This window comes from bacterium (genome assembly GCA_008933615.1).
Taxonomy (GTDB): Bacteria; CLD3; CLD3; order SB21; family SB21; genus SB21.
Genome location: WBUR01000026.1, coordinates 14,486 through 26,594, shown reverse-complemented (window position 1 = coordinate 26,594; position 12,109 = coordinate 14,486). Strand labels below are relative to the sequence as shown.

Genomic DNA, 12,109 nt, shown 5'->3' with positions numbered 1-12,109 from the left:
TTAATCCTTAACCAGTTTTGTTCCGCATTCGGAACAAAATTTGGCCTCTATGTTATTTACTTGCCCGCATTGCGAACAGGTGAGTATTTCAGGATGCGATTCTATTACAATTTCGTCCGGCGCAATTTTCTTCTTTCGCTTTGCAGCAATCAATTTTTCGATATACTCATCGGTGATTTTTCCATTACCTTCAGACGATTCGCCGCCGCCGATATCGATCTGGCGGATCACATCTGCCACTTCAGCCATGGATTGTTTGCGTAATGATCGATAGTCGTCTTCAGCCATTTTTCCGATACCAAATTCAAAATCAAGATCCTTGATATCCATGTATATCTTATTTTTTTTTGCTATCAGCGCGTCCAACTTGACTGTTTTTTCATCACGGTGGTCAAGTGCAATATACTCTTTTGCGATAAGTGGTTTCAGAACGAACGCAAGCGCGATCAATCCGATTGATATGATAATAAAACTTAACATACGGTCCTTACTCCAAATCGTTATTCCAATTTTTTTAAATCTTCTTCGATGCGCCGGTCAACATCCGACGAGGGCGTCGGCGCCGGGGCATCATGTTCCAAAGCCTTGCTGGCGCGTGTTGCGTGCTTAACTACAACGAACAGAACCACCGAGAATACTGCAAATAGGATGAAAGGTAAGACCCACGCCATGAGGTCAAATCCTTTGGTTCCTGGTTGTGACAAAATCACCTTGCCAAATGGCCCTTTCCCGCGAAAAGTATATTCATTCAGGAAATAACCCATTATTTCAGTTCTGGTTTTTTGAGCGAGAATCATCTCCTCGATCTTCTCGCGCATGGGAACAGCTGACGGGCAATTGACATGTCCGCATTGTCCCAGAACAAGATTGCAACCGCACTGACACATCAGTTCTTCGGAAATCTCGGAAAATAAAACCGCCTGTTCGCCGCTAAGTTTGGATGAATGCGCCGATCCTTGGGCATATGCGAATCCCACAGAGCCTATAAAAGCAAATCCAACTAAGATAAAAAACCTTGTCCGACTATATTTTTTCACCGATATTTTCCTTTCTGCGAACTTTGACTTCCTTGCGGTCTTCAGTATAGGCGGGCAATAAACAAATGATCGTTCCGAATACCAATATTTCCGTTCCAAACCAGATCCATGAGACCAGAGGGTTCACGTATATCTGCAACACGGCTTTTTTTTCCGTCTTATCCAGCCCGGTAAATACCACATACAGATCTTCCTGAATCGTTTTATACAAAGCCACTTCGGTAGTGGGCTGTTGGCTGGCTTTATACATTCGGTATTCCGGTTTTAACTCATGAACTTTGCGTCCGTCTCTGTAAACGCCGAGAACACTGAAAGAAGATTCATAGTTAGCGTTGGATTCAAAACCGATTTTGTCACATTTCAAGGTATAGTCTTTTACCTGAAAGGATTGCCCTTCGCCCAATTCCGTTTTGGTTTCGAAGTTGAAAATAACCCCGGTAATACCGACGAAAATGATCACCATGGCGAAGTGAACAATATAGCCTCCGTAACGGGGTTTATTTTTCCAGGTCAAATTTTTAAGCGCGACGAGAAAATTTTCTTTGGTTGAATGCATTCGCGCTGCCGTACCTTTCATGAATTCAATTACAATGACGGCCGTAACAAAAATGGACAACGTAAATGAAATGAGTCCGTAAAGATGCTGGGTGAGAAAGATAAAGACTGCAATACCGCCGGCTAACGCGATGAGACCCGGATAGAGAAATGCTTTTTTCAAACTTGCGAGCGAAGTTTTTCGCCATGCAAAAAGAGGACCGGCGCCGGTAAGAAAAAGTAAGAATAATGCAATCGGAACATTTACCTTATTGAAAAAAGGAGCTCCAACAACAATCTTTTCTCCGGTAACTGCTTCCGAAATCACAGGAAATATGGTTCCCCATAGAACGGCAAAACAGGAAATTAATAGTACAAGATTGTTGAATAAGAAACTGCTTTCGCGTGACAATGCGGAATCGAGTTTGCCTTCGCTCTTCAACTGGGGGAGTCTGTATATGACTAAGGCAACCGAGAATGCCAGGACAATGATAATGAACGTCATGAAGAATATGCCGATGGATCCCTCAGCGAAAGCGTGGACGGATGAAACCACGCCGGAGCGGGTTAGGAAAGTTCCGAAAAGGCATAGCAGATAGGTCGCGATGATAAGCGTTACATTCCAAACTTTGAACATATTTTTCTTTTCCTGGATCATCACGGAATGAAGAAATGCCGTTCCGGTCAGCCACGGCATCAGAGATGCGTTTTCAACTGGATCCCAAGCCCAATAACCGCCCCAACCGAGTTCTTCATAAGCCCACCAGCCGCCCATCATAATGCCGGCGCTTTGGAATAGCCATGCGAAAAGAGTCCAACGTCTTGATAACTTAATCCATTGGTCGTCTAATTGTCCGCTCAATAGGGCGGCAATAGCAAATGCAAACGGAATGACAAAGCCGACATAACCAAAAAACAGAGTAGGCGGGTGAATGATCATCGCAGGATGCTGAAGCAGCGGATTTAGTCCGCGTCCGTCAACGGGAAAAAATGGAGTTGTCGAACCGTCCGCATGAACGGTTACCAATTCGCTGAACGGATTTGCAGACCACAAATTAAGGGACAGAAAAAATATTTGAGTGGCCATCGTGGTCATGATAACATAAGGAATCAATTCCCCATGGGTGTTACGGTACCTATACGTAACGGCAAAACTGTAACCGGCAAGCAGCAGAGACCACAAAAGTAATGAGCCTGCCTGTCCTGCCCAGAATGTAAATTTAAAAAAGTATGGCAGATCATGGTTGGTGTACGAGGCAACGTATTCGATATTCATATTGCTCGTTACGAGTAAATAGATAAGGCAGAGTGATGCAAACACCACGCTTCCGAATACCATATAAACAGAGCGTTGAGCGACGCGTATCAGATCGCCTCGTTTTTGTTTTATGCCCCAGATCGAGGTAATCACCGCAAATCCGGCCATTACGATAGCCAAAATAAGGGCGAAATTACCGATAGGTCCGGCATATTTATCTATAAATTCCATGAAATTCCTTTCATTTTATACGGTTAAGTATAGCGCTATATAACTATTTTTGCAGGTAAAAAAAATGATATTCATCATGTTTTATCAATGAAATATTGTAACAAATTTGTAATATCAACCTTTCCATAAGATCTCATACACCGTGACCGGTTCCGTTACGCCCTTCAAAACGACCTGTTCAATGGCGGAAGCGATTTCTTTGTTCGGCAGAAGATCATACGTCGACTGGCTGATGATGATTTGTCCCTTCTTTGCAACACTGCAAAGACGATTGGCAATATTCACCGTTTCGCCAATGACCGTATATTCCAGCCGCTTATTTGAACCGATATTTCCGACAATGACATCGCCGGAATTAATGCCGATACCGATATGAATGGGATCTTTTCCTTCGATTTTACGCTGGAAATTAAATTTTTCGACTGCGCGTTGCATTTGCACGGCGGCATTAATTGCACGCATAAAAAAATCGTCATAGTGAACCGGCGCGCCAAAAAAAGCCAGGATCGCATCGCCGATGAATTTGTCTAACGTGCCTCCGTAACGATCGATAATATCGATGCTTTCGTCGAAATGGGAATTGAGTAAATTGATCAGCGCCTGAGGGTCCATGCCGCGCGACATTGGCGTGAAACCGCGAATATCTGTAAACAAAACGCTCAGCATGGCTTTTTCGCCCTTCAAAATGCCGTCGATGGATTGTTCCGCCAATACTTTTTTTGCCACGTCAGGCGATAAATATTTCCCGAAGAGTCCTTCGACGCGTTTCTTTTGTTTCAGTCCTTTGGTCATTTCATTAAATGACGAAGCCAGAAGCCCGATCTCATCCTTGCTTTTTACTTTTACTTCGAAATCTAAGTTCCCGGCTGCAATTTCCCGGGTCGCATTCGCAAGTAAGGCCACGGGGCGCGCTACGCCATGTGAAATAACGATGCCGATAAATAATGCAATAGCAGCAACGCCCAATCCGATTATGAGCATCAGTTTCCGCGAATCAACCAGCGGTTCGAGCGCTTTGTCGAGAGAATTAAAGAACACGTAAGTTGCGATAACTTTCTTATCTTCGCCTTCGGTACCCGGCGATGCAAATACCGGGGAAGCTACCCCCAAATATTTTTCTTCGCCGACCATAAATTTAAATGCAGAACTGGATGTTTTTTTGATCATCGCGTGATCCAGTTCGGATTTATGCTGCTGGAATTGGTCAAATAATTCTTGTCGTTTATCATACATATTGGTTGCAACAATTTTGTTGCTGACAAGGAATGCGATATGGCTGGTTGTTACTTTTGAAATGACAGCAGCTACCGTATCGGAGACCTCATAGCCCAATGCGATAGCGCCAAGAACCTGATCGTTGGCTATGGTCGGCGATGCGGCCACGCGAATCAATTTTCCGTTTTCCTCCCAAAAACCGCCGTTGTCAATTCCGCTGAGGGCGCCGCTGATTTCAGGTCGCTGTGACAGATTTATATTCGACTTCATCTCAGTTCCTACGTACGCCAACACCTCTCCGGAGGGACTTAGCGCAACAAAGATATCCGAATTAAAACCATTAATCCTGTTGGTTTCATCAAGACCCTGTTGTACCGTGGCTTTATCGCCGGTGCTGAGCTGAGCGGCGAATTTCGGGTTGTCGGACACGCTGCGGGATTGCAGAATAAGCTGATTGAAATAGCTGTTGTTAAATTCTTCGTAGGTAACATTGCTGCGGGAAAGCCGGTCGACAATGTCGCTTTCAATGCGCTTAGCCAACTGCACGGATACGAAGAAATAAGATGTTCCGGCTATGATCAATATAACCAGAACAAGTAGTATGAGCTTGTCTCTGAATTTGAGGGTCATAAATATCTTATGTTTAGTTGGGGATTAAATCGGAAAAAACATACATTTTAATGACAAAAAACACAAGTTTAAAATGATTGCACAAAGCATTTGCTTGGATAGAACTGGGCACGGTTCGGATATGATATTATTCAGAAATATTTATTTGAAAAACGCATAGATAATCTTATATTGGATATAAGGTTCTTGCCATTATACCTGTTTTTTCTTTAATCTGACACATCCTTGTGTTTTGTGATTTATAATCTAATCTGTTCTTCATTTCTTTTATTGATAATTTGTACCAACAACTAATCGTTTATGAAGCTGATTGATAACTGGCAATTCAGGGTCGTTGTCGCCGTTTTTCTTATTGTGGCCATAGCGGTTCCGTCGTTGGTTTTCCTCTTGCCATTTCAATTGCCTGAACCGGCTTTGTTAAACCTCCAATCGCTGACCGTAAGATTGGGCATATGGATGTTTTGTGTGGCCGCCGGTGTTTTTTTACTGATAATTAACCTGCAATCACTGATCAAAAAACACGAAGTCACAAAGAAATCACAGCAATTCGACCTTCTTAACGCTATTCATGAAACCCTCATACGGGAAATCGAACTGGAAAAGGTATTGGAAAAAATAATTGAACTGGCCATCAAGGCGATACCGGCGGCTGAAAAAGGCTGTGTACTTATTTTGAATGAAGAGAAACGTTATTTAGAGGTCAGGGCTCAAAAAGGATATGATGACCTACCGGCAAATTTTCATATCAAACTCGGAGAAGGATATGGGGGCGAGGCCGTATCGCAAGGAAAGAATTTTCTTATTCACGATCTCGACAAAGAAGACGCAAGATTGAGAACGATCAAGTCCTTTGCTTCAAATCGACCGCGTATTAAATCCGCAGTGACCAGCGTTTTGAAGATAAGAGATAGATTCGTCGGAACGATATCTTTGGAAAACGGCACAGTCACTCATGCCTTTACAGAACATGATCTCAAACTTTTGGCGTCTTTGGCTTCACCGGCTTCATTGGCCATCGAGAACGCCATGTTGTATGAGAGCGTCCGCAAACATTCCCGTGAACTTGAAATGCTTAATAGGGTTAATTTTGATCTAATCCAATCTCTTGATCTGCAGACGGTTCTGCAAAAGGTTATTGATTCAGCCATTACGGCCATTCCAAAAGCAAAAATGGGCACCGTTCTTCTTTTGGATGAAGAAAATAAAAATCTTGTAGTTAAAGCGTTTCGGGGATACGATCCGGAAGTTTTGAAAGGATTCGTTTTGCCCGTGGGTAAAGGCTTTTCGGGTGTTGCAGTATCCCAAAGAAAAAATTTTATCATTTCTGATTTGAGTTTGCCCTTATACAAAAAATTTTGGCTTAAGGAGGAGCAATCTGCACCGATGAAGATACGGTCGGCGATGACGGCTGTATTGCAGGTCAAAGATAAATTGATCGGCACTATCTCTCTTGAAAATCCACATGAATCGGATGTTTTTAAAGAGAACGATCTTAAAATTCTTACGTCATTTGCTTCGCAGGCCGCGATGGCAATTGAAAACGCTAAATTCTATGAGACTTTGGAAAAGGAAGTCGAACAGCGAACGTTCAAACTTCGTGAAATGAACATGAAAATTGTCGAGGCCGATCGCCTAAAATCTGAATTTCTTGCCAATATGAGTCACGAGCTCCGCACACCGCTGAATGCAATCATCGGCTTTTCAGAATTATTGCTTGATGAAACACAAGAGGAAGAAGTCAAAAACAAACGCGAATGTCTCATTGATATTCACCAAAGCGGAAAACATCTGCTTCAGTTGATCAATGACATTCTGGATCTCTCAAAAATCGAAGCGGGCAAAATGGAACTGCATCTTGAGAATTTCATATTCACGGATCTTATATATTCCGTTCAAAGAACGGTAACGCCTTTACTCGACAAGAAAGCGCAGAAATTGAAAATCGAAATTCCGAAGGACTTCCCTGTGATATTTGCCGATCCCAAGAAAATAAGGCAGGTGATGTTGAACTTGGTAAGTAATGCCATTAAGTTTTCGCCCAGTCAAACCGATATTTGCGTGACGTCATCTTATCATGAGGAAAAAAAAGGCAATGCGTTTGAGATTGTCGTGGCCGATCATGGCCGAGGCATACGTGAAGAGGACCAAAAGATTATTTTTGATGAATTTCGTCAGGTCGATGGGAGCACAACGCGTGAAGATCAGGGCACAGGCCTCGGCCTTGCACTTTGCCGCAGACTCGTCGAAATGCACGGCGGCAGGATTTGGGTCGAAAGCACATACGGACAAGGGAGCGCTTTCAAAGTTCGTATTCCGCAGAGTCAATTGAAAATGGAAGAAGTTATTGGAAATCTTCATCAGGGAGGGTCGTATTCCAGTGATTTCATTCTGGTCGTCGAAGACGACCTTCAATCGGCAAATTTGATGAAAAGATTTTTAGAACTCGAAGGGTATCGCGTGGTGAATGTACGGAACGGTAACGAAGTTCTGACCGAAGCAAAAAAAATAAGGCCGCTCGCCATCACTTTAGACATCATGCTCCCCGGCAAAGACGGCTGGGACGTTTTGCAGGAATTGAAGTCCGACAGCGTCACCCAGGCTATTCCCGTATTTATTGTATCCGTTATGGACAAAAAAGACAAGGCGTATAGTCTGCACGCCGATGATTATTTTGTCAAGCCCCTGGATCGAATACAAATGTTGAACCGTATCGGAGCATTAAAGAAACGTAACGGCGCTAAAAATCAAATCGACCGCATTATGGTCGTGGACGATGACGACAATGCTCTTTTCTTGACAACCTCTTTTTTGGAGAAAGAGGGATTTATAGTGATGAATGCCCGGGACGGGAGAAAGGCGCTTGATATGATCCGGATGGATAGGCCGGATCTGGTCATCCTCGATCTTCTGATGCCGAATATGAGCGGCTTTGAAATGATGGAGATCATGCGTAATGAAAACGAACTTAAGGATATTCCCGTGATTGTTCTGACAGCGAAGGAATTAACTCCGGAAGACCGTGAACACATGAGCGGTCAGGTTAAGAAATTTATGCAGAAAGCATCGTACAGTATTCATGACCTGCTGTATGAAATTAAAAGAGTAGTGGGCTAATATGAAATTGACCATCCAAAAACGGTTACTCCGATCCATTTTACCGGTTATTGCGAGCTTTGGCTTCGGGTCGGTATGCCCGGCGCAAGAACTTGAAATCGACTTTGAAAGAATAACGATTGAACAGGGACTTTCACAAAGTAGTATCAATTGCATCATTCAGGACAGCCGCGGATTCATGTGGTTTGGCACACAAGACGGATTGAATCGGTATGACGGATATAATTTTATCGTGTATAAACGCAGTTCTCTGGACACTTTCACGATATCAAGCAACTGGATTACTTCCTTATTTGAAGATGTGTCCGGTACGATATGGATAGGCACCCAAGGCGGCGGTTTAAATAGATTTGACCGGTTTACAGAAAAATTTGTTTCATATATGCACGATGAAAACGACCCGGCCAGTCTAATAAGTAATGACGTGCGGTCGGTGTACGAAGATAAGGGCGGAACTTTTTGGATCGGCACCGGGATGGGCGCTTGTACTTTTGACCGCCGAACGGGTAAATTTCAACGTTTGGCAGGGGAGAACGGCATCGAACAGGCCTACGTTTCCACGATCTTTGAGGACCGGATCGGACAAATCTGGTTTGGTACGCAGGGATCCGGGTTGTATAAACTTACAAACCAACGGAATCGCAGAACTATTCTGCATTATACACATCAAGCAAATTTTGCAAATAGTTTAAGTAATGATTTTGTAAACGCAATATATCAGGACAAAAATAAGACCATTTGGGTCGGTACAGCGGGCGGGCTTAATAAATTGCTTTCTGAAGAGACCGGCAGTTTTATTTCATTTAAGAATGACGATAAAAACCCTGCAAGCTTGTCGTTTGATCGCGTTCAGACGATCTTTGAAGATCGACTTGGCATACTCTGGATAGGCACGGACGGCGGAGGGCTTAATTGTTTTGACCCGCGTGATCCATCGCGAAATAAGTTCGTTAGTTATCATCAAGATCCGATTAACCTAAATAGTCTTAGTGAAAACCGCGTCTACAGTCTCCTCGAAGACAAATCCGGAACATTGTGGATCGGGACAGGCGGAGGATTAAGTAAGTTTGACCGAAAGCCGAAAAAATTTGGACATTTTAAAACGGAGCCATACAACCCCAACAGTCTTAACGTGAGCGAAGTATGGTGTTTTTTTGAAGATCATGACGGCATTCTTTGGATCGGAACCAATGGCGGGGGATTGAATCGTTTCGACAGGAAAAACAACACCTTTTCATTTTACCGTAACGATTCGAGGAATAGCCAGAGCATCAGCGAAGACCGCGTTTGGTCCATTCTGCAGGACGATAATGGATCGCTTTGGATCGGAACCAATGGCGGCGGACTAAATAAGATGAATCTTACTACTGGAATCTTTTCCAGATACCGCAAGGATCCCGCAAATCAGAAAAGCTTAAGCGATAACCGCGTCAAAGTTCTTTTGAAGAGTCGGGACGGTATTATTTGGATTGGTACGCGCGCCGGTGGGCTTAACAAGCTTGATCCGGTGTCTGAAGCATTTGAATCCTATATGAATGATCCATTGAATCCAAATAGCATCAGTAGTAACGATATTTATTCATTATTTGAAGATCGCGACGGTATTATATGGGTTGGCACTTTTGGCGGAGGTCTTAATAGGTTTGACCGTAAAACAGGGAAATTTACAGTTTATAAAAACGATACTAAGGATCCGAACTCGATCAGTTCCAACGGCATCCTCAGTATGTGCGAAGACAAAAGCGGAAATTTTTGGATTGGAACTCAGAACGGCGGGTTAAATAAATTAGACCGGGAGAAAGGTACTTTCGCACATTATTCACGGGAAGCAGGATTACCTAACGAGGTCGTGTATGCTGTACTTGAAGATAATCAGGGTTTCCTGTGGATCAGCACTAATAAGGGGTTATCCCGTATTCGGTACGACCTTGCTTCAGACAATCTGGAAATACGCAACTACGATCTGCATGACGGTTTGCAAAGCGACGAATTTAACGGCGGCGCTTATTATAAAGACCGCAAAGGTGAACTGTTTTTCGGCGGAGTGAATGGTTTTAATGTATTTCTTCCGGAAGAGGTGAAAGACAACTCGCATATACCGCCCATGGTTCTGACTGCATTTAAGAAATTTGACCGAATTCAAAAACTGGAGACCTCCGTTTCTGAAATCAAAGAAATTAAATTGTCTTATAAGGAAAATGTTTTTTCTTTTGAATTTGCCGCTCTTGATTTTACTAGGCCGGAGAAAAATCAATACGCTTATAAAATGGAGGGCTTCGACAATGACTGGATATACTCCGGTTCACGCCGTTATGCGAACTATACCAATCTGGACGGCGGGACGTACACGTTTAGATTCAAAGGCACGAATAACGACGGGTTATGGAATGAAACCGGCGCTGCCGTTACGATCGTGATCACTCCTGCTTTTTGGAATACCTGGTGGTTCAGGGTATCGGTTGTATTGTTGATCGGTTGGGCGGTCGTAGGGTATTACCGCTCCAGGGTAACTGCGGTTCAGAAGCAAAATGAAATTCTCGAAATAAAAGTGGAGGAACGCACGAAATCGCTTCGCGAAATGAACTCTAAAATCATAGAAACGGACAGGCTAAAGTCAGAATTTCTCGCCAATATGAGTCACGAACTTCGCACACCGCTGAATGCGATCATCGGTTTTTCTGAATTGCTTCAGGATGAAATGAAAGAAAGCGTGACGCCGGATCAAATGCAAAGTTTGCAGGACATTCACCACAGCGGTAAACATCTTTTACAGCTGATTAATGATATTCTAGACCTGTCTAAGATCGAGGCGGGCAAAATGGAATTAAATCAGGAGTATTTTGAAGTACCGCAGTTACTCGACACAATCAAACGTACCGTCGCGCCGTTATTGGATAAGAAGAGCCAGACGCTGGAAATACGGGTCGATGGAGAAATGAAAATTTTTGCCGACCCGAATAAAATTAAACAAGTCATTATCAATTTGCTAAGTAACGCGATCAAGTTTTCTTCTCCAGGCACCGTGATCGGAATAGAATCCATTATTCTTCATAACGGCCGGCAACCGGTTTTTCAATTAGCTGTAAAGGATAACGGCCGAGGTATTCCGAAGGAATTTCACGATGTAATTTTCGACGAATTTCGCCAGGTCGACGGGAGTAGTACACGGGAAGATCAGGGAACGGGCCTTGGCCTTGCTTTGTGCCGCAGACTGATTGAAATGCACGGCGGGAAAATATGGGTTGAAAGTGAATTGAACAAAGGAAGCAAATTCATTTTCATCATTCCACAACGTCCCAACGGCGATGAAACAGTTCTTAAACATACGATCGAAAAAGGAGATGTGTTTGACAGTAATATCATATTAATTATCGAAGATGACTTGCAGTCGGCGAACCTGATCAAACGCTTTCTGGAATTGGAAGGATACAGGACAATTCACATAAATAACGGTATTGACGCGCTCGCCGAGACCAGAAAAGTACGGCCCTTGGCGATTACGCTGGATATCATGCTGCCGGGTAAGGACGGGTGGGAAGTATTGCAGGAATTAAAATCCGATCCTGTGACGCGGGGAATTCCAGTATTTATCGTTTCCGTAACTGACAATAAAGACTTGGCATACAGCCTGCATGCGGATGATTATTTTATTAAGCCGCTTGATCGCGACTTGCTGATCGAGAAAATTAACAAGCTAAAAAAGTCGAAAAAGCGTAAGAAAAATGTATCTCAAATATTAGTCGTAGATGACGATGAGAAGGCGTTAATTTTGACAGGAACATTTCTTGAGAAAGAGGGATTTGACGTTGATCGCGCTAAAAATGGCGTAGAAGCACTGCGGAAAATTACTAACAGCAAGCCCGATCTGTTGATTTTGGATCTGATGATGCCTCAGATGAGCGGCTTCGAAGTGGTGGACGTGATGCGGCAGGATCCTAATCTGAAGGAAATTCCGATCATCATACTCACCGCTAAAGAACTAACGAGAAAAGAAAAAGATATTCTCAGCGGACAAGTTCGCTGCCTCATGCAGAAAGCATCATACAGTACCGACGATCTTTTGTACGAAATAAAGCGTGTAATCGGATAG

General features: G+C 43.4%; 6 protein-coding genes. 2 read left to right on the top strand and 4 right to left on the bottom strand.

Annotated elements, in window-relative coordinates; genetic code table 11:
* The 4 genes from F9K33_10745 to F9K33_10730 form a co-directional block, all read right to left on the bottom strand.
* Entirely contained in the window at positions 1 to 480 is a 480-nt protein-coding gene (locus F9K33_10745) for a zinc ribbon domain-containing protein (GenBank protein ID KAB2879051.1), read from the bottom strand.
* Positions 481 to 500: 20 nt separating this feature from the next.
* Positions 501 to 1,136 (bottom strand): hypothetical protein, encoded by a 636-nt coding sequence (locus F9K33_10740; GenBank protein KAB2879050.1) that lies wholly within the window; start codon positions 1,134 to 1,136, stop codon positions 501 to 503.
* Positions 1,024 to 3,060 (bottom strand): heme lyase CcmF/NrfE family subunit, encoded by a 2,037-nt coding sequence (locus F9K33_10735; GenBank protein KAB2879049.1) that lies wholly within the window; start codon positions 3,058 to 3,060, stop codon positions 1,024 to 1,026. The genes F9K33_10740 and F9K33_10735 overlap by 113 nt, the downstream gene beginning before the upstream one ends.
* Before the next feature lie 114 nt (positions 3,061 to 3,174).
* Positions 3,175 to 4,905, bottom strand: coding sequence for a HAMP domain-containing protein (locus F9K33_10730; GenBank protein ID KAB2879048.1), 1,731 nt, complete (start codon positions 4,903 to 4,905; stop codon positions 3,175 to 3,177).
* Between the two features lie 300 nt (positions 4,906 to 5,205).
* On the opposite strand from F9K33_10730, the gene F9K33_10725 reads away from it, so the two are divergent.
* Positions 5,206 to 8,019: a response regulator gene (locus F9K33_10725; protein KAB2879047.1), complete on the top strand. Its 2,814-nt coding sequence runs from the start codon at positions 5,206 to 5,208 to the stop codon at positions 8,017 to 8,019.
* Position 8,020: 1 nt separating this feature from the next.
* Positions 8,021 to 12,109: a response regulator gene (locus F9K33_10720; protein KAB2879046.1), complete on the top strand. Its 4,089-nt coding sequence runs from the start codon at positions 8,021 to 8,023 to the stop codon at positions 12,107 to 12,109.